Genomic DNA, 20,709 nt, shown 5'->3' with positions numbered 1-20,709 from the left:
TTCGCAACTTTCTTGGTCCTGCCACCTTTTCCTGTGGCGATTGCCGGATAAGGTACTGCCCGCAACCGGACTCCTGCCATGTCGCTTCGCCTCGCCACCTTCAACGTCGAAAATCTCCTGACCCGTTTCGATTTCACCGGCTTCCGCAACCAGCTGCGCCAGGACCGGGTCATCAAGCTTTTCCAGGTGTCGAGCGAGGGTGTGTACCAGCAGCTCGAGCAGGCGCGGGTGATCGCTGCGACCGACGACACGCGGCAGATGTCGGCCCTTGCGATCGCCGATGCTGACGCCGATATCCTGTGCCTGCAGGAAATCGACAATATGGCTGCCCTGCAGGCCTTCGAATACGGCTATCTCTTCCGCATGGTCGGCAACGGCTATCGCCAGAAATTCCTGGTCGAGGGCAATGACAGCCGCGGCATCGATGTCGCCGTCCTGATGCGCGAGGAAACGCGCGACGGCCAGAAGATCAAGCTCAGGGACATCAGAAGCCATGCGATGACGACCTATCGCGATCTCGATCTCTTCAATGTGGAGCTGACGCTCACCAACCGCATCGACGACAAGATCTTCAAGCGCGACTGCCTGGAGCTTGACCTTCTGATCGGCGGCCGGCCGTTTTCGCTCTACGTCGTGCATTTCAAGTCGATGGGCAATCCGCGCGACGGGCTGGACGGGCGGCAATCGACGATGCCGATCCGCCGCGCCGAGGCGCGCGCCGTGCGCCGCATCATCGAGGATCGCTTCGGTGCAGAACAAGCCGGCACGAACAGCTTCGCCATCTGCGGAGACATGAACGATTATCAGGAGCGTGTCGATGTCATCGGCCGCCGTGGCACCGGCTATCGCTTCGAACATCAGAACGAGACCGAAAGCGCGCTCGACGTTTTCAGTAGCGACGGCTTTGCCGAAAATGTCGTGCGCCGCCGCGAACCCCTCGACCGCTGGACGCTCTATCACGCGCGCGGGCCACAGGAGCAGTGGCTTTGCCAACTCGACTATCTCTGGCTTTCGCCAGCACTTGCCGCCCATAATGCCGGCCGCCTGCCCGAAATCATCCGCAGCGGCCAGCCCTACCGCACCATCTTCCCGCCGGGGCAGGAAGTGGAGCGTTATCCGCGCACCGGCTGGGACAGGCCGAAGGCGTCCGATCACTGCCCCGTCGTCATGACATTGGATCTCCCATGAATGCAAATTTGAACGCGAATTTCACCAACATCAATTTTTCCGATGATTTCGCCGGCTGGCCGCCGGAGGCGACGGTCTTCCCGATTGCCGGCGTGGATCTGCGCATTCTGCCCGGTCCCCATCCCTTCGTCGCCGCCGAAGAGGCGGCGATCCGGGAGAACTGGGGCAGGGAGACTGCTGCCAATCCGGCGCTGTTCGACGGCCGCATGGTGTTCCAGCGGTTCGTATCGCTCGGTGAAGACGGGATTGCCGGCGAGGGCCACGTCATTCCCTTTTCCGCTTTCATGTGGTGGCGCCGGCAGCCGCAGCGCCAGGGCGGCATTCACATCTTCGCCTATCCGGTGCTCGAGACCTCCGACGGCGCACTGGTGGCGATCCGCATGGGCGCCCATACCGCCAATCCCGGCCAGGTCTATTTCGCCGCCGGCTCGCTGGAGCCGGAGGATGTCGTCGACGGTCGTTGCGACATCGAAGCCAATATGCGCCGCGAAGTCCATGAGGAGACCGGGCTCGATCTTGCCGAATCCGTCGCGGGTGAGGGGCTGTTCGCCACTCATAACAAGCGCACGGTGACGCTGCTGCGGTTATTCCGCTTCGATATGACGGCCGATGAGATGATCGAGCGGATCGAGCGGCATATGCTCGTCGCCGAGGATCAGGAGATCGCGGGCGCGGTGGCGATCCGCTCGGCCGATCCCTCCGCCCATGCCTATAACATCGCCATGTTGCCTGTGATCGACTGGTATTTCGGTAAGGCCGAACGGAGTTGATGTATGCCGCCCAAAGCCATGCAGCGTTTCGGGATAACGACACGCACCACGTAACGATCGAAAGCGCGTCGTGTGAATCCGGTTGACGCGACGCGTTTTAGCGCCTTGCACTCGCTCGCGTGGTCGGGCAGGTTGGCGGCGCGATGACGATTCAAGGAGGCCGATGTGGCGCGAAGCTACAGCGTCTATGACGTGTTCACCGATCGAAAGCTTGCGGGCAATCCGCTGGCGGTGATCTTCGACGGAGACAATCTCAGCGACGAGGCGATGCAGGCGATCACCCGGGAGCTCAATCTCTCCGAGACGGTCTTCGTGCAGCCTTCGACCAATCCCGCCTATGCGGCGAAGCTCAGGATCTTCACGCCGGGGCGCGAATTGCCCTTTGCCGGCCATCCGACAGTCGGCACGGCGGTGGCGCTGGCCGAACGGGCGCATGGTGCTGCTACGCGCGATCTCGTCTCGGTGCTCGAGGAAAATGTCGGGCCGGTGCGCTGTGCCGTGCGGCTGAGAGAGGGCGAGGCGAGCTTTGCCGAATTCGACCTGCCGCGCAAATCGCAGCCGGCCATCATGCCGCTCGACAAACTCGGCATCGCCGACGCGCTGTCGCTGAAGGTGACCGAAATCGGCTTCGAAAATCATGTGCCCTCCGTCTGGAGTGCCGGCGTTCCCTTCCTGCTCATTCCGGTGCACGATGTCGGAGCCACGCAGCGGGTGGAATTCGATCCGCAGCTCTGGGAAAAAATCGTGCCCTTCGTCGATGGCGCGCTTGCCTCGGCCTATGTCTATTGCCGCGGCGGCGTCAACCACGTGGCAAAGTTCCATGCGCGGATGTTCGCAAGCGGCATGGGCATCGTCGAAGACCCGGCTACCGGTTCGGCGGCGGCCGCACTCTCCGGTGCGATCCACCATTTCGACCGGCTGACGGACGGGCATCACCCGATCATGATCGAGCAGGGCGTCGAGATGGGCCGGCCGTCCTTCATCCACCTGCACATCGATGTCGATGGCGGGACAATCTCCAACGCGCGGATCGGCGGCCAGGCAGTGCGGCTGGCCAGCGGCACGCTCGACCTTTGATTTGATTAAAGCGCGTCGCGTCAATCCGGAATCATGCGACGCGCTTTAAGTCTTTGTTTTATGCAAGTCGTTATCCCAAAACCGCTGCGCACTTTTGGGCGACATGCATTAGAGCGCCGCGCGTCCAAGGACGCGCTAAGCGAGGCTCTATCACTTTGAATCTGCGTATATCCCTTCCGAAGATCGATTCCGATTTTCGGGGTTATGCGCTGCGTTTCAGCCAAACCGAAAAATCTTCGCGGTTAACCAAAGAAATTTCGGCTATGAGCTGGACAAGGCTGCCGATCCTGTTTATACGCCCCGTCACACCGCGCAGCCAAGCGCGAACGGGTGATTAGCTCAGTTGGTAGAGCAGCTGACTCTTAATCAGCGGGTCGTAGGTTCGAGCCCTACATCACCCACCAAATTTCTTGAAAAGATTGATATATTCGAATTCAGGCCGGATTTTCCGGCCTGCCGGAAACTGTTCTCGAAGCGAGCGGCATGGATCGCGCTGTCCGTAGGACTGGCCGCGTCAGTCCGTGCGCCCTATCTCCCTCTCGCGTATCGGGAGGGTCTATGAGAAGCGTTATTTTTGCCGTCGCATTGTCTCTGCCGTTGCCTGCCTTTGCAGCAGGCGTCATGAACGTCAAAGCGAGCGAGCATAGCTGCAGCGAGCTTACGCAGATCATCCGCCAGAACAAAAAGGTCTTTGTCCGCGTCGGTTTCGGCGGCCGCAGTTTCCGTTATCCGCCCGCCCAATGCAGCATGGGCGATAAGCGCACCACGACCAGTTTGCGCGACGCAGGTGGAAAACAGTGCATCCTTGATTATTCCTGCGTCTTCGACCCCGCGTCGCCCTATAACTTTCCCTAGCGTATCAGCCCGAAAAAATCGGAATCGATTTTCGGAAAGCACGATGCGAGGATCGAAAGAGTTAGACCGTCCTTTGTGTGTCACTCAATCGCCGCCGCTCAGTTTCATGCCGGCGAGCCAGAGTGCTGCGACGATGAAAAACGACAGTGCCGTCATCACTGCTATGGGCGGTGCGTATTCCTGGAAGAAATGCGAGGCGTTTAGTCTAAGGACGTAAATAGTCGCAACCGCAATCTTTGTGACGATCAAGAGCGCCAAGGTCGCGTTTTTGGCGTAACGCCTGGTTTTCGGCCAATCGAAGCTTCCGGCGGGGACGCATCGACCTTCTGTGCCGGAATGGCCCTTGTCCACTCCGGCTCTGTGCTCAGCCGTATAGTTCGGATGGTTCCCGCACTGGCGGCACGCGGTGCGATGACCTACCTTCGCTCTCTCACATGCAGGAGTTTCCATGAAACGCGTTGTTCTGGCCGTCGCACTGTTGTTTCCGTCCGTCGCTCTTGCCGCCGAGGCGGTGGAGGTCAATGCTAGGGATCACAATTGCGAAGAGCTTGCGCAGATCATCCGCAAGGACAAGGCGGTTTTTGTGCGCATGGGCTTTGGCGGTCGCAGCTTCCGTTATCCGCCGGCCAGGTGCAATCTCGGCGACAAATACGACACCGCAAGGGTGAGGGATGCCAATGGCAAGCTTTGCCTCCTCGACTACGAGTGCGTGTACGATCCGCAGTCCTTCTATAACAGGATTCCCAAATAATATCCCGATCCAGGCGTTGCCAGTAGACTGTCGCCATGGATGACAAGGTCAAGAAAAAAGGCCGGGCGAAACTCGCGCCGACCTTCCTCGATCAGTCTCGATAACGGCTGCCAGTACCTCCGTGGTCAGCCGTCAGAGACAGATTTAATATCCCTTAAATAGGGTTTGCTTAAAAAGCTTCAAGAGCTAGCAGCCGAGAGGAAGCCGGCACTGGGCCGGCTTCTTCTGACCGGGCAGCGATTACTGCTGTGCAGGGGCAGCCGGCGGAGTGGCCGGTGCTGGTGCTGGTGCCGGTGCAGGCGTTGCGCTGTTGTCGGTCGGAGCGATCGGCTTGGCCGGCGCCGGCTCTGATTGGGTCGTGGAGGCTGTCGTGTCCGGGGATGTGCCGGGGGTGCTCCACTGCGAATAGGCGAATGCAGCGACAGCGATCACGGCCAATGCAGCGACCCAGACAACCCAGGTATTACTGCTGCGCGCGCTCGGCGTGGTGCGCAGATCCAGATTTGGGTTCAGCGGGCGGTTCGGGTCGTTGGCATTATTGGGGTCGTACGTCATGGTACTTTCTCCTCTTTCGGTGACAGAAGAATGCCGAAGTGGGCATTTTGTTCCGTTCTGGGCCGAAGCGCTTGTGCTGATTGGGTTTTCAAACTCATTATTCTCGCTTTACTGGCGCTCCGAGCATTCGCGGGCTTTGCCGTTCACTCCTCATCTGCTTGCGGTCGACCGGCAGAGACCCGGTGGTCGAGCTGCCGGTCGATCGTATGCGGTGGTGGATGGCGGGCCGCCGGTGCGGACAGCAAGCCGCGATGGCGCAATGCGCTTGACACCACCGGGTCTGTTTGCGAAAGATTTCTGCATGGGGTCGCGATCACCCCACGAGGCGTCATGCTGAAGAATCGCGTCCAGTAAAACCGATCAACGGAGGGACGCGTCATGCCGTCATTTCTCGAAATTTCTCCCGACAAGCTCAACCGCCTCATTGGAACCCCCGGTGCGCCTTGCATTATCGACGTTCGCACCGAGGAGGACTTCGCGCTCGATCCGCGCCTGGTGCCTAGCTCGATCCGGCGGGGCCATGCCGAGATCGGATCCTGGGCGGGCAGCGTCGATGCCGATTCCGTCGTCGTGGTCTGCCAGAAGGGCAGCAAACTCAGCCATGGCGTCGCCGCCCACCTGCGCCATGCCGGGATCGACGCCGAGAGCCTCGAAGGCGGCTTCGAAGCCTGGATTGCCGGCGGACTGGCGGTGCCTGACGCCAAGCTGCCACGCCGCGACGCCGAGGGGCGCACCGTCTGGGTGACGCGGGCGCGGCCGAAGATCGACCGCATCGCCTGTCCCTGGCTGATCCGGCGCTTCGTCGATCCGAGCGCCGTATTCCTGTTCGTGCCGGCGCCTGAGGTTTTAGCCGTCAGCGAGCGCTTCGGGGCGGTGCCCTTCGATATCGATGACGTGTTCTGGAGCCATCGCGGCGAACTCTGCACCTTTGATGTCATGGTCGAGGAGTTCGGGCTGGCATCGGAGCCGCTCCTGCGCCTGGCGCGGATCGTCAGGGCAGCGGATACCGCAAGGCTCGACCTCGCGCCCGAGGCGGCGGGCCTGCTGGCCGCCTCGCTCGGCCTCTCCAGGATGTATTCCGACGATCTGGAACAGCTCGAGGCCGGGATGCTTCTCTACGACGCCTTCTTCCGCTGGTGCCGCGATGCGACCGAGGAAACCCACAACTGGCCGGCGCCGAAGAAGAGAGCATGAGATGGTCGAGATGACGGATAATGCGCCCAGTGGCAAAATGGCGGAGGAAGACGCGGGAGAGGGGCATCATCACGGCGTCTCGTTTGGCGATGCTTTCAGGGTGTGGCTGCGCGTCGCCGCCCTGAGTTTCGGCGGCCCCGCCGGCCAGATTGCCCTCATGCACCGGATCATCGTCGACGAGAAGCGATGGATCGGTGAGCACCGTTTTCTGCATGCGCTGAACTATTGCATGCTGCTTCCCGGACCCGAGGCGCAGCAGCTCGCCATCTATATCGGCTGGCTGATGCATCGGACAGTGGGCGGTCTCGTCGCCGGCCTGCTGTTCGTACTGCCTGGGTTCCTGTCGATCCTCTGTCTCAGTTATATCTACGCGGCTTACGGCAACGTCGGCATTGTCGCCGGCCTGTTCTTCGGGTTGAAGGCGGCGGTGCTTGCCGTCGTCGTGCAGGCCGTCATCCGTATCGGTGGCCGTGCGCTCAAGAATCGCGTCATGGTCGGAATCGCGGCCGCGGCCTTCATCGCCATCTTCTTTCTCCATGTGCAGTTCCCGCTGATCGTGCTCGCGGCCGGCATTGCCGGCTTCCTCGGCGGCAGGTTCGGGCTTGCCGCCTTTCAGACGGGCGGCGGCCACAAGGCCGGAAGCGGCCCGGTGCTGTCGGATGCCGAGTCGGCGCTCGGCGAAGGCATACCGGCGCATGCGCGCCCGAATCTCGCCTGGTCGCTGCGCATCTCGGCCGTGCTGCTTGCCCTCTGGCTCGCTCCGCTCGCGGCGCTCTACGCAACCTTCGGTGCTGACAACGTCTTTACCGAAATCGGCCTTTTCTTCAGCAAAATGGCGGTCGTCACCTTCGGCGGGGCCTATGCCGTGCTTGCCTATGTCGCACAGGAGGCCGTGCAGCATTTCGGCTGGCTGAAACCCGGCGAGATGCTGGATGGTCTCGGCATGGCCGAGACGACGCCGGGGCCGCTGATCATGGTCGTCCAGTTCGTCGGCTTCATGGGTGCCTACCGGGACCCGGGAGCGCTGGACCCGATGCTTGCTGCAACGCTTGCGGCAATACTGACGAGCTGGGTCACCTTCGTTCCCTGTTTCCTCTGGATCTTCCTCGGCGCGCCGTTCATCGAAAAACTGCGCGGCAACATTGCGCTCGCCGGCGCGATGTCGGCCATAACAGCGGCTGTAGTCGGGGTCATCCTCAACCTCGCTATCTGGTTTGCCCTGCACACGCTGTTTGCCGAGGTTGCGACCGTCCAGCTTGGCGGCTTGCGGCTCGATATTCCCGTGCTGCAATCGGCCGTGCCGGCGGCAATGGCGCTGTCTGCCGCCGCGGCGATAGCGATCTTCCGCTTCAAGACTTCCGTCATCGCGACGCTGCTAGCCTGCGCAGCCGCGGGAATGCTCTGGACGCTGTGGCGGTGAACTAGAGCCTTTCCTTGGCTCTAGGCCTCCGCCCCATCCGCGGGAATGCGCGTCGCGAGCATCTTGTCGATACGCATGCCGTCCATGTCGAGCACTTCGAAGCGCCAGTTGTCGAAGACGAAGGTTTCGCCGGCTTCGGGGATGTGCTGGAGTTGATGCAGCGCGAAGCCTGCCAGCGTATGGAAATCGGCATCCGGACGATCGCGCAGGCCGAGCCGTTCGAAGGCGTCGAAGGCCGGCATCATCGCATCGATCAAGAGCGACCCGTCTTCCCTGACGACGATATCGGGCTCTTCGTTGGATCCCGGCAGGTCGCCGGCGATGGCTTCGAGCAGGTCGGTCTGGGTGACGATGCCTTCGAGGCTGCCATATTCATCGATGACGATGGCGAGGCGAACGGGTGAGGCCTTGAAACTGTCGAGTACGCGGACGACCGAGGCGCCTTCATGCAGCACCAGCGGCTGTTTGATCACCTCCATCGGCCGGACCTTGCCGCCGTCGAGAACCTGGTCGAGAAGATCCTTCTTCAACACCATGCCGATTGGCTCGTCGATCGAGCCCCGGGCGACCAGCAATTGTTCGTGGCTGCATTCGCGGATGGTCTTCAGGATTTCAGCCTCGCTGTCGTCGGCGTCGAACCACTCGATATCGAGACGCGGCGTCATGATGTCGGAAATCGGCCTTTCGCCGATGTTGAAAACCCGCTCGACGAGCTGCTGCTGCACCTGGTTGAGAAGGCCGGCCTCCTGGCTCTCGGCAACCAGCAGCTTGAGCTCCTGCGGCGAATGGAACGACGATTCTCCGGTTCCGGCGCGAAGACCTACACCCCGCAGCACCATGTTGCCCATGCCGTTCAGGACAAAGATCGCCGGCTTGAACAGCACCAGGAACAGACCGAGTGGACGCACCACGGCAAGCGAAGTGGCCTCGCTGCGCTGAAGCGCCAGGCTCTTCGGCGCGAGCTCGCCGAGCACGATATGAAGTGCTGTGATAATGACGAAGGCGATGACGACGGCAACAGTATGCGCGCCCGCCGTCGCCCATTGCCCAGGCAGCCATGATAACAGCGGCTCGATCAGGTGGGCAAGCGCCGGTTCTCCAACCCAGCCGAGGGCGAGCGACGAGATGGTGATGCCGAGCTGGGTGGCTGCAAGGTTGGAGTCGAGATTGTCGACGGCGCGCTGAAGTGCCGATGCGTTCATGCGGCCTGCCGCAGCGAGTTCGGCGACGCGGCTACGCCTGACCGACACCAGGGCGAATTCGGCGGCAACGAAGAAGCCATTGGCGGCGACAAGAAGAAACACGGCTAGTATCCCAACATAGTCGGAGAGCCCGCCGGCGGAATCGGACATGTTTTCCCTGCCTTCGAATTGATTGGAATCCGAAACTACACACTCGCACACCGGTGGCAAGGCGTTCCGGCTAGTCCTGGGGCGAGAGATGCCGAAGCCGGGGCTGCCGTAATCGGAAATACTGCGTCGGTTTGCGATGCTGGCCGCAAAATGCGTGGCAAACCGCATGACCGGGATCATGCGTGCGGTTCACCGATGCGAAGCGTAAAACGCGTGGTGAACCGCATGACCGACGTCGCCCCATTCACCTCTTGGGCGCTTCGAAGAGTTCGATCGGGTTTCCGGCCGGATCATCGAGCAGGATCTGCTTGCCGCCGATGCCCTGCACGATCTCGTTGCGGAAGCGCGCACCGGCTTGGCGCAGTGCGGTGACTTTCGCCTCTAGGTCTCCGACCTCGATCTGGATGCGATTCCATCCGCCAGGCTCCGGTTTTCGCCCGTCGGGCATTGCTTGAGATGCTCCGCCCGGTCCCGTCATGCCGCTGACGAACAGACGAAAACCGTCCCTGGTCAGGATGGCGAAACTCGGTGCGGGACGAAGCGCGACGGAGAAGCCGAGATGTCTCGTGTAGAATTCCACCGCGGCGTCGACGTCGTCGACGATGTAGCGCATGCTGATACCGGGCATGTTTTCCTCCATTGTGGTCTTCGTTGTCTTGATCTGATCGTCCCCTCACCGGATATGCAGAATTCTCCTGTGCCCAGGATACGTCGCTTCGAAACTCGATTATGCGCCCGTTTCAAGTTTTTTTATGCATCTCGTTATGCCAAATCGCTGAGCACCTGCCGCCGCCAGCAGCAGGACATCGCTCCGCGACGGTGCCTTCCAGGCGATGAGCACCGGGGGCGTCGCCCAGCCTCATCCTCAGATGCTCCGCAAATATCTTTTCTTCGGTCATGCCTCGAGGTGCTGCCAAGGGACGAAACTGGCCGTCCGCGCCGATGCCTCGCCGATGGCGGCAGAATATTCGGCACAGTGTGTAAGTCTAATCTAAAATATAAGATTCTGCCTGTAGCTACCGGATTTCATTACAAAAGTTTAATTTTTATTTCAGTTTCGGTTCATCTTTTCGGCCCTAGTTTGGTCACGTGCCCAACACGAGGAACACCACATGAAAAAGATTCTTGCAGCTCTTCTTTCCGCCTCCTTCCTTCTTTCCCCGATGGTTGTTTCCCAGGCCAGCGCCGACGATCATCGCCGTCCGCCTGTCGTCGTGCAGAAGAATGTGGTGGTCAAGAAGACGGTCGTCCGGTCGCACTGGAAGAGGGGATACCGCGTCAATGCCAGCGAGCGTCGCCGGTTCTCCGATGTCAACGACTACCGCCGCTACCGGCTGGCGCCTCCGCCCCGCGGCTATCGCTGGGTCAGGGCAGATAACGAATACCTGCTGATCGGCGTCACCAGCGGCGTCATCTCCAGCATTATTGCCGGCCGCTGATCGGTCGATAAGTCAAGAAGGGGCGGCTTCGACCGCCTTTTTGACTCCGGGGCGGCAAGCGCCTCCGTCTCGGATAAGATCGTCGCTTTCTGTCCTCGCTCATTCCTGTGCTCGTCACAGCAATCCAGCCACGGCGCGTCTGCGCCGTGAATGTTTCCTCTGAACGAAGTGGTCTCCCGCGCCCAAGGACTTGGGCGCACTGGATTCCTGTGACGAGCACAGGAATGAGGGAGGGTGAGGGGACGTTCACGCCAGACTCGCGGCGTCGGTTATGATCACTTAGTCCTGCCGACGCAAAGCTATCACCCGTTCAGCAATGATGCCGAGAAAGCCTCTTGGTCTTCCGACTTCAGCGTCGGTATCCTCCTCATGCGCAAGCGGATGAAGCCCTTCGATCGGCGGCAGCGGCTCGCATTCGGTACAGACGCAAAGATGGCGTTTGATTGCCTTCGCCTTCATGCCGCCTGCCTGTTCCAGCTGGCGAAAGGATCGGGCAGGTCGCGCCAGCGCTCGGGCGCGAAGGCGTCTGCCCTGATAAGACAGGCGTCGAGTTCCTTCCTGATCCAGGCTTCGTCCATCGGATCGGCACCGATGAAGACGATTTCCTGGCGGCGGTCGCCCCAGACGGGGTCGAGATAAGGGCCGATGGCGCGCATGAAGGCCGGTTCCTGAGGCCATTGTTCGCGGGGTACGGCCGCCCACCAGAGACCCATCTTGCCGGTGCGCACGATCGCGCCCGCCTGGCTGATCTCGCCGACATGGTGCGGGCGCGTCGCCAGCCAGAAGAAGCCCTTGGCGCGCACCACGCCTGGCCATGTCCGATCGAGGAAGGCCTGCAGCTTTGCCGGATGGAAGGGCCGCTTCTCGCGATAGACGAAGGAGCGAATGCCATATTCCTCGGTCTCCGGCACGTGATCGCGGAAACCGTGCAGTTCCTTATACCAGAGCGGATGGGTCTCGGCCTTGTCGATATCGAAGCGGCCGGTGCCGAGCACGTCTTTCAAGGCGACTTTGCCGAAATCCGCCTCGATCAGCTTCGCATCCGGGTTGAGGCCGGTGATGATCTTGCGCGCGGCGTCGCTCTCTTCCTTGGTTGCCGTGCCGATCTTGTTCAGCACCACGACGTCGGCGAATTCGATCTGTTCGACCAGCAGGTCGACGATGGTTCTGTTGTCGCCGTCGCCGGCCGTTTCTCCCCGGTCGGCGAGGAAATCGGCCGAGGCATAATCGGCAAGAAGATTGGCGGCGTCGACGACGGTTACCATGGTGTCGAGCCTTGCGACGTCGGAAAGGCTTTGGCCATTCTCGTCGCGAAATTCGAAGGTGGTGGCGACGGGCAGGGGCTCGGCGATGCCGGTCGATTCGATCAAGAGGTAGTCGAAGCGGCCCTGATCGGCGAGCTGGCGCACCTCCTTCAGCAGATCGTCGCGCAACGTGCAGCAGATGCAGCCATTGGTCATCTCGACGAGTTGTTCCTCGGTGCGGGAGAGATTGGCGCCGCCGTCGCGCACCAGGGCGGCATCGATATTCACCTCGCTCATGTCGTTGACGATAACCGCGACGCGTAAGCCTTCGCGATTGCTCAGCACGTGGTTGAGCAGCGTCGTCTTGCCTGCGCCGAGGAAGCCTGAAAGCACAGTAACGGGAAGTCTGTTGTTCATGGAAACCTCATCAGAGTCTTAATGTTATATCATTACATTTGAGGAGCCAAAAAAAGGCGGAACGGGGTTGTCCGCCTTTTCCGCCTCAGCTCTCCGTGGAGCGTCGCGTGTCCGGCAGGACGCGCGGAGCAGCGCATGAGAGTCATGCGCCGGAGAGGCAGTCCTTCATGCTGTTGGCGATGCCGCGCATGAGGTTGAAGTAGAGATCGGGACCGGCCTTCAGTGTTGCCGCTTCGGGATCGAGCACCCCTGACTTGGCGCGCGTGCCTTCGATGACGACATTGACGAGGCGCGGCTCGAATTGCGGTTCGGCAAAGACGCAGGTGGCGCCGAGTTCGCCGACCTTGCGGTGGATTTCCGAAACACGCTCAGCACCGGGAATGGTTTCCGGGCTGACTGTGATCGAGCCGGAGACGCGGATGCCGTAGCGGTGCTCGAAATACTGGTAGGCGTCGTGGAAGACGATCAAGGGCTTGTCCTTGACGGGCGCGACCAGGCCCTTGATCTCGGTATCGAGCGCATCCAGCCTGTCGTCCAGCGCCTTGGCGTTGCCCTGATAGGTCAGAGCATTGGCGGGATCGGCGGCGACCAGTGTCGTGGTGATCATGGCCGCCATGGCCTTGGCATTCATCGGGTCGAGCCACAGATGTGTGTCGAAGGCGCCGTGGTCGTGGTCATGGTCGTCGTCGTGGTCACTGGCGTGCCCGGGATCAGCATCATGTGCGGCGTCAGCCTTATCATGCTCGTGACCGGAAGCACTTTCGTGCTCCGGGGCGTCATCATGCGGCTCGAAGGCGCCGCCTTCGCGGAAGGGCAGCTTGACGAGACCAGGCGCGTCGTCGAGGGCCGCGATGTTGGCATCCCGGCCCAACGCCTGCAGCGGCTTTTCGAGGAAGGCCTCGAGGCCGGGGCCGACCCAGAAGATCACCTTGGCGTCCTGCAGGGCGCGGGCATTCGATGGCTTTAGAGTGTAGGTATGCGGGGAGGCGGCGCCATCGACGATCAATTCGGGTTCGCCGACACCCTGCATGATTGCCGAAACCAGCGAATGGATCGGCTTGATGGAGGTGACGACCACAGGCGCGTCGGCTGCCTGGATAGCGCCGGCAAAGAACAAAGCGGGGATCGCCAGAGTCGGGATTGCCAAGGTGGCGGGAATTCTAAGGGCCAACGTTTTGAGGGCAGGCCCCAAGGCGCGTTTCATCGGCATGCTCCACTTGATTTGCATATGTTATGTTATTACATCAATTGCGTTATGCTATAACGTGTGCAATAGCAGGACGCAACAGCACTTTCGGAAAATTTGATGCTTTCTCCCGCAAAGATCCCCGCTGGTATCAGAGCCGAGCCGCTGGTTTCGCTTGAAAATGTCGGCGTTCTGCGCAATGGCCGCTGGCTGGTGCGCGGCGTTGATTTTTCCGTTTCGCGCGGCGAGATCGTCACGCTGATCGGGCCGAACGGCTCGGGCAAATCGACCAGCGCCAAGGCGGCGATCGGTGTGTTGAAGCCTGATGAGGGCAGGGTGGAGCGCAAGGCCGGTCTCAAGGTCGGCTATGTCCCGCAGAAGCTGTCGATCGACTGGACGCTGCCGCTTTCGGTGCGCCGGCTGATGACGCTGACCGGACCGCTGCCGGAGCGCGATATGCTCTCGGCGCTCGAATCCGCCGGCATCGCCCATATGCTCGACGCCGAGGTCCAGCACCTTTCCGGCGGCGAGTTCCAGCGGGCGCTGATGGCCCGGGCGATAGCCCGCAAGCCCGATCTGCTGGTGCTCGACGAGCCGGTGCAGGGGGTCGATTTCTCCGGCGAGATCGCCCTCTACGATCTGATCAAGTCGATCCGCAATGCGACGGGCTGCGGCATCCTGCTGATTTCGCACGATCTCCACGTCGTCATGGCCGAGACCGACACGGTCATCTGCCTCAATGGCCATGTCTGCTGCCGCGGCACGCCAGAGTCGGTCAGCCGCAGCCCGGAATATGTGCAGCTGTTCGGCAGCCGGGCGGCGCAGACGCTTGCCGTCTATAGCCATCACCACGATCATACGCACTTGCCGGACGGCCGGGTGCAACATGCCGATGGCACGGTCACTGATCATTGTCACCCCGACGATGGCCATCACGCGCATGAGCATGGGCATGATGGTCATGAACATGGTCACGATCATCCTGACCATGCCCATTCGCACGCGCATGAAGCGGGAGGGCGCCATGCTTGACGATTTCTTCGTGCGCGCCATCCTTGCCGGCGTCGGCTTGGCGCTGACGACGGGGCCGCTCGGCTGCTTCATCATCTGGCGGCGCATGGCTTATTTCGGCGATACGATTGCCCATTCAGCGCTGCTCGGCGTCGCACTGTCACTGCTTTTCGAACTCAACCTGACGCTGGCTGTCTTTGCCGTCGCCGCCCTCGTGTCGGTGCTGCTGCTCTTCCTGCAGAAGCGCCAGGCGCTGTCGGCCGATGCGCTGCTCGGCATCCTCTCGCATGCGACCCTTGCGATCGGCCTCGTCATGGTCGCCTTCATGAGCTGGGTGCGGATCGATCTCATCGCCTTCCTGTTCGGCGATATCCTCGCCGTTTCCACCACCGATATCGCGCTGATCTGGGGCGGCGGGCTGTTCGTGCTCGTGGCAATGGCCTGGCTCTGGCGGCCACTCTTGGCTGCGACCGTCAATGCCGAGCTCGCCGAGGCCGAGGGGCTGAAGCCCGAGCGGGCGCGGCTGTTCTTTATGCTGCTGATGGCCGTCGTCATCGCCATCGCCATGAAGATCGTCGGCATCATGCTGATCACCTCGCTGCTGATTATACCGGCGGCCGCGGCGCGGCGCTTCTCGCCGACGCCGGAAATCATGGCGGTGCTCGCCTCGCTGATCGGGGCTATCGCCGTCGTCGGCGGGCTGTTCGGCTCGCTCACCTACGACACGCCCTCCGGCCCCTCGATCGTGGTCGCGGCACTGATCCTCTTCATTCTCAGCCTGCTTCCCGTCAGGCGCCGCGCGGTCATGCAAGGACAAGGCTCATGACGACACCGCAATTGACCAAGAACCAGTCGCTTGTTTTCGACGTGCTCGAAAAGGCCGAAGGGCCGCTCAGCGCCTATACCATCCTCGACAAGCTGCGGGACCACGGTTTTCGCGCGCCGCTGCAGGTCTACCGGGCGCTGGAGAAGCTGCTCGAATATGGCGTGGTTCACCGGCTCGAAAGCATCAACTCTTTCGTCGCCTGCGCCCATCCGGGCGACGACTGCCACAGCCACGGCATCGTCGCCTTCGCCATCTGCGAAAGCTGCGGCCAGGTGACGGAGTTCCACGACCACGAGGTCGACCACCGGCTGATGGAATGGGTGCGCGGGCAGAAGTTCAAGCCTGAAAAGACGACGATCGAGATCCGCGGTTTGTGCGAGGCCTGCGCGGCGTGAGCTTCGATCGCCTCGCAGGCTATTGGGATGGCAGAGCCCGCCGGGTCCCGACGGTATTAGACGCGATCACAAAGCGATCGGATTAGTCTGGTTTAGATTCAGAGCCGCCCTTGCCGGGACCGTCATTGCCGCCCTTGCCGGGCGTGCAGGCGAGTTCTCTTGAACTGAAAGTCTCGAGGCGGCATGCTCGCCGCTGGCAAGTGCAAATCCCGGCGCTATCTCTGCCGCAGAACTAAAGCCAGGGGCGATCGCGTGACGAAGACCGAACTCGCGGCGATATACCGCGGCTACATCGCCTGCTTAAACAGGCAGGACTGGCCCGATCTCGGGCAGTTCGTCGGCGACGATGCGGTTCATAACGGCCGGCGGCTCGGGCTGCCGGGTTACGTCGCCATGCTCGAGCGGGACTTCGATGAGATTCCCGATCTTAATTTCACGGTGCTGATGCTGCTTTGCGATCCGCCATACATCGCCTGCCGGCTCGGCTTCGATTGCAGGCCGAAGGCAAAATTCCTCGGCCTCGATGTGAACGGCGGGCGCCTTTCCTTCACTGAGAACGTCATCTACGAATTTCGCGGCGGCAAGATCGTTGAGGTCTGGTCGGTCATCGATAAGGCGGCGATCGAAGCCCAGCTCGCGGGCTCGAATTGATCGCGCGGACGGTTTCCAGTCTGCGTGTCGATCAGATGATGGCGACGCGCTCGCCGAAGGGCGTATCGTCGTCGAAATTCCGGGTGCCGATCCGATCGCTTTCGCCTGACAAGACCGGCTGTTCCGCCTGGTCGCCGGCCTCTTCCCCGTCGTCCGATGCCGCATGCCCGTGCCGCTTTTGCGGATGCTCCTCGTTTTCGACAATCAGATCCGCGTGCGGGATGAGACCACTTGCGGCCTCCTTCTCCACGGCCTTCTTCGTTGCCAGCTGGTCAGCGGTGATCTGCGACTGGCGGGCGGCGACCCAGGCATTGTCGGGTTCTGAGCCGATCGAGGTGCTGGTGCCGACCTTGGTGGGTTCGGACGGAGCGGTGGCGGAGATGGGGTTGATCGCGTCGACCATGATGCTCTCCTGCTGGAACAGGACTATTTTAGGTCCGGTCGGCCTAAAACCTGAATCCTGTTCTAAATTAAAGAGTTAGAGCATGATGTCATCCGAAAACCGCTTACGCTTTTCGGCATCATGCTCATGGCGAACCGGCGAACCAGCCGCCCGCTTCCCGGATGAAAACGGCGCGGTCTTCGGGCCGATCAGGGAGACATATCGAGCCCGCGCCGAAAAACACAAGGGGACATTGACGTGACTGCCACTTCGGACAATGACGAAATCGGTAGCAGGTTGCGCGAAATTCGACGAAGAATTGTGTGCACAAGGGGGTGCTCGGCGCGTGGTTAATGTAAGAATCGGAAACACTTTGTGACTAAGTGTCTCCAAAAGCTGCGTTTTTTGACTTGCTGCGCGCGAAGACATGACGGATATTGTTTAAACGTTGAGGAAGCCGTCATGATTAGAATGATTGAAAACCCTGCCGAACTGGCTGGCGAAGATATCACCGGCAAATATATTCTCCGGAGGCTGAACTATCACTGGTTCGCCTACGGCAAGGCGGCTATCGTGACCGCCTGCAAGGGAACGATCCTGCAGCTTGAGCGGGAAGAGACGGTCTATTCCGAGCGTTGGGGACGTCGCGCCTATACGGGCGCCGGCAGGCGTTATCCCGGCGGCATCTGTCCGATTTCTGCGGTCGCCTGCGTTTGCGATACGCCTGATGACGTCAATGCCGTCATTCAGCTGGATGTCGAAGCGCAGGACGAATTCTATCAGCTGATCGCCAAGGCCGAGGCCAGGGTTCAGGCTCTTGCCTCATCCTCACGAAACAGCCAGTTTCTCGAAGCCGCCGAGTAAGGCGATTTTTTCAATGAAATCCGCCATGCGCAGCATCCTTCTGCGCGTCTAAGAGGACGCTCGGCGCTGTAATGGAACGGAGAGCGATCATGACGCAGCGGGACACTCGGCCCGGTCACTCATTCGCCGCGGTGCCGTCGCTCGGATCGTTCGCCATCACCATTGCCGTGATGTTTGTAGCGCTGTTCTGGCCGGCCGGCACGCTCGACTGGCCGCGCGGCTGGATTTTTCTCGGCCTGTTCCTTGTGCTGACTGCTGTCGCAATCATCTGGATCTGGCGGACGAATCCGGAGCTGTTTGCGGCGCGCAGCCGATACCAGAAGGGTACAAAATCCTGGGACGCCGTGGTGGCGACGCTGACGATCATTCTCTTTGCTGCCATTCTTCCGGTCGGCGCATTCGATGACGGACGTTTCCACTGGGCGCCGCAGCCCGATTGGGTCGTCTTGATCGGCTATCTCCTGATGACATCAGGTTATCTCGGCCTGACCTGGGCGCAATCGGTCAACCGGCATTTCGAGCCGACGGTGCGCATTCAGACCAACCGCGACCACAAGGTGATCGACACCGGACCCTACGCCGTAATCCGCCATCCCGGATACGCAACCGCCATCGTGCTCAGCGCCGGCATGGCGCTGTCGCTTGGATCGCTCTACGCGCTGATCCCCGCCGGCCTGCTCGTCGTCGTCCTCTTCGGCCGCACGCTCGGCGAGGAGGCCGAACTGCGCAAGGGCCTCGAAGGCTATGCGGAGTACATGGAGCATGTGCGGTGGCGCTGGATTCCGGGCGTGTGGTGAGCGGAGAGGGTGCTTCGCCACCCGCCGCCGAGTTACCCAATCACCCGATCTGCCTGAGATCCCTGGCGAAGCGTTGCCAGTTGGCGACGTAGTTTTCTGCCGAGCGACGGATGGCTTCGATTGCCGCCTCGTCGAGTACGCGCACTGCGCGGGCCGGTGCTCCGACGATCAGGGAGTTGTCGGGGAATTCTTTGCCCTCCGTCACCAGCGCATTGGCGCCGACGAGGCAGTTGTTGCCGATCTTCGCACCATTCAGGATGGTGGCGCCCATGCCGATCAGCGTGTTATCGCCGATGGTGCAGCCGTGAAGGATGGCGTGATGGCCGATGGTGCAGCCGTTTCCGATCGTCAGCGGGAAGCCGATGTCCGTATGGGCCATCACGCCTTCCTGGATATTGGTGCCTTCGCCGACGGTGATCGGCTCGTTGTCGCCGCGCAGCACGGCGCCGAACCAGATGCCGACATTCTCGCCGAGTTCGATCTGGCCGATGATGTTGGCATCCGGTGCGATCCAATAGAGGCCGGCGGCGGGCAGTTTCGGCGTCGATCCGCCAAGCGCGTAGACAGGCATGGCTTCCTCCTCAGACGACCTCGACCGATAGGGTGGCGACGCCGTCTATGCCGCAATTGATGCGATCGCCCCTGGCCACGGCGCCGACGCCGGCGGGCGTGCCGGTCATGATGATATCGCCGGGTGCGAGAGTGAAGAGCTTCGACAACTCGACGATGATCTCCGGCACCTTCCAGATCATCTGGTTGAGATCGCCGTCCTGCGCGCGCTTGCCGTTCTGTTCCAGCCAGATCTTTGCCTGCGCGGGGTGACCGAGGCGGCTGGCCGGAACGATTGGGGAGATAGGGGCGGAATGTTCGAAGGCCTTGCCGATCTCCCAGGGACGACCAAGCTTCTTTGCCTCGCCCTGGAGGTCGCGGCGGGTGAAGTCGATGCCGACGGCATAGCCATAGACGCAGTCGAGGGCGTCCGCAGCCTCGATGTTTGCGCCGCCTGATTTCAGCGCCAGCACGCATTCCACCTCGTAATGCACGTCGTTCGACAGTGACGGATAGGGAAAGGCCATGCCCGCCGGCAGCAGGTTGTCGGCATTCTTCTGGAAGAAGAAGGGCGGCTCGCGGCTGGGATCATGCCCCATCTCGATCGCATGGTCGGTATAGTTGCGCCCGACGCAATAGACGCGGCGCACCGGAAAACGCTCGGCGCTGCTTTCGACTGGCAACAACACCGGTTGCGGAAGCGGGATGACGGTGGCGGGATCGGACATTGGCGGGCTCTTCCTGTTTCGAGTCTTGCTTTGCGGTCATCTTAGACGGAAATCGGTGCGCCGGGGAAGCGTCCTTGGCCGGCGCCTGGAGCATTGACGCTATCACTATCCAGCGGTATCGTTACCGCCATGAACAGGACTTTTGCAGTTTCGACGACGTCTACGACCACCGCGCCGCGGCGGGTGTTAGACGCGTGAACTGAATTCCGTTCATTGCTGCTGAACCAACCCGCCGGAAACGAGCGGGTTTTTTGTTCCCGCTCGTCTCCCGTATTCGAGGACGAGATCGTGGACGATATCCAGAAACATGTTCTTGCGGAGCGGGCGCTGGCCGTCGCCCGCCACTGCATCGCCAGCCGCTATCCCAGGGCCGCATTCGCCTATGTCGCCGGCTCCATCATGCGCGGCGAAGGCACCACCTTTTCGGATATCGATCTGGTCGTGGTGTTCCCGTCGCTCCAAAGAGCCTGGCGGGAGTCGTTCAGCGCGGATGGGTTTCCGGTCGAAGCCTTTGTCCACGATCCGCAGACGCTGGCGCATTACCTCCATCAGGACGTAGACAGCGGCTATCCCATCATGGCCAACATGGTGGCGACGGGCTGTATAGTGGGATCGGATATCGACAGCGCGCACGTCATCCAGGCAAAGGCGGAAAGTATGCTGGCGGCAGGACCGAAACCTCTTGCCGGGGCAGACTACGACATGCTGCGCTACCAAGTCACCGATTTGGCCGATGACCTGCGCGGCGCCCGCCCGCCCGAAGAGGTCGCTGCCATCGCCGCACTTCTCTACCAGAAGCTCGCCAACCTGATTCTGCTCGGACGCGGCGCATGGACCGGCCGCGGAAAATGGGCGCCGCGCCTCATGAAGAAGCTCGATGCGCAACTGGCAGCCGAATTCGCCGCGGCGTTCAAAGTGGCGGCAGCGGGCGACGGCGCCCGGTTTCTGGCTTTGGCCGATCGGGAGCTTGCCTTGCATGGCGGCCGTTATTTTGAGGGGTTCAGACAGGATGCGCCGCTGGAAGCGCGCCGCCCGGGAAGTATCGATTTGCGTTGACT

At 61.4% G+C, this 20,709-nt stretch carries 25 protein-coding genes and 1 tRNA gene; 16 read left to right on the top strand and 10 right to left on the bottom strand.

The annotated features are described in order from the left end of the window. Positions 1–78: 78 nt before the first annotated feature. The 5 genes from RlegSU303_RS14720 (at position 79) to RlegSU303_RS14700 (ending at position 3,890) form a co-directional block, all read left to right on the top strand. Entirely contained in the window at positions 79–1,188 is a 1,110-nt protein-coding gene (locus tag RlegSU303_RS14720) for an endonuclease/exonuclease/phosphatase family protein (RefSeq protein ID WP_131719116.1), read from the top strand. Further along, positions 1,185–1,958 (top strand): NUDIX hydrolase, encoded by a 774-nt coding sequence (locus RlegSU303_RS14715; RefSeq protein ID WP_065280594.1) that lies wholly within the window; start codon positions 1,185–1,187, stop codon positions 1,956–1,958. The genes RlegSU303_RS14720 and RlegSU303_RS14715 overlap by 4 nt, the downstream gene beginning before the upstream one ends. Positions 1,959–2,123: 165 nt before the next feature. Next, positions 2,124–3,035, top strand: coding sequence for a PhzF family phenazine biosynthesis protein (locus RlegSU303_RS14710; RefSeq protein WP_131628441.1), 912 nt, complete (start codon positions 2,124–2,126; stop codon positions 3,033–3,035). 328 nt (positions 3,036–3,363) lie between these two features. Beyond that, positions 3,364–3,439 (top strand) — tRNA-Lys (locus RlegSU303_RS14705). 154 nt (positions 3,440–3,593) lie between these two features. After that, positions 3,594–3,890, top strand: coding sequence for a hypothetical protein (locus RlegSU303_RS14700; RefSeq protein ID WP_017961167.1), 297 nt, complete (start codon positions 3,594–3,596; stop codon positions 3,888–3,890). An 84-nt stretch (positions 3,891–3,974) separates the two neighbouring features. Here RlegSU303_RS14700 and RlegSU303_RS14695 read toward each other — a convergent pair whose 3' ends face one another. Beyond that, positions 3,975–4,241: a hypothetical protein gene (locus RlegSU303_RS14695; RefSeq protein ID WP_017961166.1), complete on the bottom strand. Its 267-nt coding sequence runs from the start codon at positions 4,239–4,241 to the stop codon at positions 3,975–3,977. Between the two features lie 97 nt (positions 4,242–4,338). Here RlegSU303_RS14695 and RlegSU303_RS14690 point away from each other — a divergent pair, with 97 nt between their 5' ends. Beyond that, positions 4,339–4,641, top strand: a complete 303-nt coding sequence (locus RlegSU303_RS14690; protein ID WP_131719115.1) for a hypothetical protein — start codon at positions 4,339–4,341, stop codon at positions 4,639–4,641. Between the two features lie 240 nt (positions 4,642–4,881). On the opposite strand, the gene RlegSU303_RS14685 is transcribed toward RlegSU303_RS14690, so the two are convergent. Next, a complete protein-coding gene (locus tag RlegSU303_RS14685) occupies positions 4,882–5,196 on the bottom strand; it encodes a hypothetical protein (RefSeq protein WP_017961164.1) in 315 nt (104 codons plus the stop codon). A 378-nt stretch (positions 5,197–5,574) separates the two neighbouring features. Here RlegSU303_RS14685 and RlegSU303_RS14680 point away from each other — a divergent pair, with 378 nt between their 5' ends. Both RlegSU303_RS14680 and chrA read left to right on the top strand, forming a co-directional pair. Next, positions 5,575–6,390, top strand: a complete 816-nt coding sequence (locus RlegSU303_RS14680; protein ID WP_072637889.1) for a chromate resistance protein ChrB domain-containing protein — start codon at positions 5,575–5,577, stop codon at positions 6,388–6,390. 1 nt (position 6,391) lies between these two features. Then, positions 6,392–7,810, top strand: coding sequence for a chromate efflux transporter (gene chrA, locus RlegSU303_RS14675; RefSeq protein ID WP_131628438.1), 1,419 nt, complete (start codon positions 6,392–6,394; stop codon positions 7,808–7,810). Between the two features lie 20 nt (positions 7,811–7,830). On the opposite strand, the gene RlegSU303_RS14670 is transcribed toward chrA, so the two are convergent. Beyond that, a complete protein-coding gene (locus tag RlegSU303_RS14670; RefSeq protein WP_131628437.1) occupies positions 7,831–9,162 on the bottom strand; it encodes a hemolysin family protein in 1,332 nt (443 codons plus the stop codon). 244 nt (positions 9,163–9,406) lie between these two features. Beyond that, on the bottom strand, positions 9,407–9,790 hold the full coding sequence (locus RlegSU303_RS14665; protein ID WP_012758163.1) for a VOC family protein: 384 nt from the start codon (positions 9,788–9,790) through the stop codon (positions 9,407–9,409). 484 nt (positions 9,791–10,274) lie between these two features. Between RlegSU303_RS14665 and RlegSU303_RS14660 the strand changes: the two genes are divergently transcribed. Further along, positions 10,275–10,601, top strand: a complete 327-nt coding sequence (locus tag RlegSU303_RS14660; protein ID WP_131628435.1) for an RcnB family protein — start codon at positions 10,275–10,277, stop codon at positions 10,599–10,601. Between the two features lie 279 nt (positions 10,602–10,880). On the opposite strand, the gene RlegSU303_RS14655 is transcribed toward RlegSU303_RS14660, so the two are convergent. From RlegSU303_RS14655 to RlegSU303_RS14645, 3 genes are all read right to left on the bottom strand, one after another. Beyond that, positions 10,881–11,060: a hypothetical protein gene (locus RlegSU303_RS14655; RefSeq protein ID WP_017961158.1), complete on the bottom strand. Its 180-nt coding sequence runs from the start codon at positions 11,058–11,060 to the stop codon at positions 10,881–10,883. Further along, the gene (gene zigA / locus RlegSU303_RS14650; protein ID WP_131628434.1) at positions 11,057–12,262 is read right to left on the bottom strand and encodes a zinc metallochaperone GTPase ZigA; all 1,206 of its coding nucleotides are present in this window, start codon (positions 12,260–12,262) and stop codon (positions 11,057–11,059) included. Before zigA ends, RlegSU303_RS14655 begins: the two co-directional genes overlap by 4 nt. A gap of 142 nt (positions 12,263–12,404) precedes the next feature. After that, positions 12,405–13,466 carry a zinc ABC transporter substrate-binding protein gene (locus RlegSU303_RS14645; RefSeq protein WP_131719114.1) on the bottom strand — a complete coding sequence of 354 codons (1,062 nt, stop codon included), beginning with the start codon at positions 13,464–13,466 and terminating at the stop codon, positions 12,405–12,407. A 102-nt stretch (positions 13,467–13,568) separates the two neighbouring features. Here RlegSU303_RS14645 and RlegSU303_RS14640 point away from each other — a divergent pair, with 102 nt between their 5' ends. From RlegSU303_RS14640 to RlegSU303_RS14625, 4 genes are all read left to right on the top strand, one after another. Next, complete coding sequence (locus RlegSU303_RS14640; RefSeq protein WP_017961155.1) at positions 13,569–14,480, top strand: ATP-binding cassette domain-containing protein; 912 nt, start codon at positions 13,569–13,571, stop codon at positions 14,478–14,480. Further along, entirely contained in the window at positions 14,473–15,285 is an 813-nt protein-coding gene (znuB, locus tag RlegSU303_RS14635) for a zinc ABC transporter permease subunit ZnuB (protein WP_131628601.1), read from the top strand. The genes RlegSU303_RS14640 and znuB overlap by 8 nt, the downstream gene beginning before the upstream one ends. Continuing rightward, the gene (locus RlegSU303_RS14630; RefSeq protein WP_011652680.1) at positions 15,282–15,680 is read left to right on the top strand and encodes a Fur family transcriptional regulator; all 399 of its coding nucleotides are present in this window, start codon (positions 15,282–15,284) and stop codon (positions 15,678–15,680) included. The genes znuB and RlegSU303_RS14630 overlap by 4 nt, the downstream gene beginning before the upstream one ends. A 252-nt stretch (positions 15,681–15,932) precedes the next feature. Further along, positions 15,933–16,331 carry an ester cyclase gene (locus RlegSU303_RS14625; RefSeq protein WP_131628432.1) on the top strand — a complete coding sequence of 133 codons (399 nt, stop codon included), beginning with the start codon at positions 15,933–15,935 and terminating at the stop codon, positions 16,329–16,331. Between the two features lie 31 nt (positions 16,332–16,362). On the opposite strand, the gene RlegSU303_RS14620 is transcribed toward RlegSU303_RS14625, so the two are convergent. Further along, a complete protein-coding gene (locus tag RlegSU303_RS14620) occupies positions 16,363–16,734 on the bottom strand; it encodes a hypothetical protein (RefSeq protein WP_017961152.1) in 372 nt (123 codons plus the stop codon). A gap of 441 nt (positions 16,735–17,175) precedes the next feature. Here RlegSU303_RS14620 and RlegSU303_RS14615 point away from each other — a divergent pair, with 441 nt between their 5' ends. Together RlegSU303_RS14615 and RlegSU303_RS14610 are read left to right on the top strand one after the other, a co-directional pair. Further along, the gene (locus tag RlegSU303_RS14615; RefSeq protein ID WP_032992104.1) at positions 17,176–17,577 is read left to right on the top strand and encodes a hypothetical protein; all 402 of its coding nucleotides are present in this window, start codon (positions 17,176–17,178) and stop codon (positions 17,575–17,577) included. A gap of 89 nt (positions 17,578–17,666) precedes the next feature. Then, entirely contained in the window at positions 17,667–18,374 is a 708-nt protein-coding gene (locus RlegSU303_RS14610) for a methyltransferase family protein (RefSeq protein WP_205928057.1), read from the top strand. Positions 18,375–18,414: 40 nt separating this feature from the next. Here the strand turns inward: RlegSU303_RS14610 and RlegSU303_RS14605 are convergent, their stop codons facing one another. Further along, on the bottom strand, positions 18,415–18,945 hold the full coding sequence (locus RlegSU303_RS14605; protein ID WP_131628429.1) for a gamma carbonic anhydrase family protein: 531 nt from the start codon (positions 18,943–18,945) through the stop codon (positions 18,415–18,417). A 10-nt stretch (positions 18,946–18,955) separates the two neighbouring features. Continuing rightward, the gene (locus RlegSU303_RS14600) at positions 18,956–19,651 is read right to left on the bottom strand and encodes a fumarylacetoacetate hydrolase family protein (RefSeq protein WP_131628428.1); all 696 of its coding nucleotides are present in this window, start codon (positions 19,649–19,651) and stop codon (positions 18,956–18,958) included. A 288-nt stretch (positions 19,652–19,939) separates the two neighbouring features. On the opposite strand from RlegSU303_RS14600, the gene RlegSU303_RS14595 reads away from it, so the two are divergent. Next, positions 19,940–20,707: a nucleotidyltransferase domain-containing protein gene (locus tag RlegSU303_RS14595; protein WP_131628427.1), complete on the top strand. Its 768-nt coding sequence runs from the start codon at positions 19,940–19,942 to the stop codon at positions 20,705–20,707. Positions 20,708–20,709 lie beyond the last annotated feature (2 nt).

This window comes from Rhizobium sp. SU303 (assembly GCF_021052345.1).
Taxonomy (GTDB): Bacteria; Pseudomonadota; Alphaproteobacteria; order Rhizobiales; family Rhizobiaceae; genus Rhizobium; species Rhizobium laguerreae.
Note: the sequence above shows the minus strand (reverse complement) of the source record. Positions and strands in the feature narration are given on the sequence as shown.

Coding starts and splice junctions, on each gene's coding strand:
- RlegSU303_RS14720 (WP_131719116.1), top strand. CDS start 79: ATGTCGCTTCGCCTCGCCACCTTCAACGTCGAAAATCTCCTGACCCGT.
- RlegSU303_RS14715 (WP_065280594.1), top strand. CDS start 1,185: ATGAATGCAAATTTGAACGCGAATTTCACCAACATCAATTTTTCCGAT.
- RlegSU303_RS14700 (WP_017961167.1), top strand. CDS start 3,594: ATGAGAAGCGTTATTTTTGCCGTCGCATTGTCTCTGCCGTTGCCTGCC.
- RlegSU303_RS14690 (WP_131719115.1), top strand. CDS start 4,339: ATGAAACGCGTTGTTCTGGCCGTCGCACTGTTGTTTCCGTCCGTCGCT.
- RlegSU303_RS14685 (WP_017961164.1), bottom strand. CDS start 5,196: ATGACGTACGACCCCAATAATGCCAACGACCCGAACCGCCCGCTGAAC.
- RlegSU303_RS14680 (WP_072637889.1), top strand. CDS start 5,575: ATGCCGTCATTTCTCGAAATTTCTCCCGACAAGCTCAACCGCCTCATT.
- chrA (WP_131628438.1), top strand. CDS start 6,392: ATGGTCGAGATGACGGATAATGCGCCCAGTGGCAAAATGGCGGAGGAA.
- RlegSU303_RS14670 (WP_131628437.1), bottom strand. CDS start 9,162: ATGTCCGATTCCGCCGGCGGGCTCTCCGACTATGTTGGGATACTAGCC.
- RlegSU303_RS14665 (WP_012758163.1), bottom strand. CDS start 9,790: ATGCCCGGTATCAGCATGCGCTACATCGTCGACGACGTCGACGCCGCG.
- RlegSU303_RS14660 (WP_131628435.1), top strand. CDS start 10,275: ATGAAAAAGATTCTTGCAGCTCTTCTTTCCGCCTCCTTCCTTCTTTCC.
- RlegSU303_RS14655 (WP_017961158.1), bottom strand. CDS start 11,060: ATGAAGGCGAAGGCAATCAAACGCCATCTTTGCGTCTGTACCGAATGC.
- zigA (WP_131628434.1), bottom strand. CDS start 12,262: ATGAACAACAGACTTCCCGTTACTGTGCTTTCAGGCTTCCTCGGCGCA.
- RlegSU303_RS14645 (WP_131719114.1), bottom strand. CDS start 13,466: ATGAAACGCGCCTTGGGGCCTGCCCTCAAAACGTTGGCCCTTAGAATT.
- RlegSU303_RS14640 (WP_017961155.1), top strand. CDS start 13,569: ATGCTTTCTCCCGCAAAGATCCCCGCTGGTATCAGAGCCGAGCCGCTG.
- znuB (WP_131628601.1), top strand. CDS start 14,473: ATGCTTGACGATTTCTTCGTGCGCGCCATCCTTGCCGGCGTCGGCTTG.
- RlegSU303_RS14630 (WP_011652680.1), top strand. CDS start 15,282: ATGACGACACCGCAATTGACCAAGAACCAGTCGCTTGTTTTCGACGTG.
- RlegSU303_RS14620 (WP_017961152.1), bottom strand. CDS start 16,734: ATGGTCGACGCGATCAACCCCATCTCCGCCACCGCTCCGTCCGAACCC.
- RlegSU303_RS14615 (WP_032992104.1), top strand. CDS start 17,176: ATGATTAGAATGATTGAAAACCCTGCCGAACTGGCTGGCGAAGATATC.
- RlegSU303_RS14610 (WP_205928057.1), top strand. CDS start 17,667: ATGACGCAGCGGGACACTCGGCCCGGTCACTCATTCGCCGCGGTGCCG.
- RlegSU303_RS14605 (WP_131628429.1), bottom strand. CDS start 18,945: ATGCCTGTCTACGCGCTTGGCGGATCGACGCCGAAACTGCCCGCCGCC.
- RlegSU303_RS14600 (WP_131628428.1), bottom strand. CDS start 19,651: ATGTCCGATCCCGCCACCGTCATCCCGCTTCCGCAACCGGTGTTGTTG.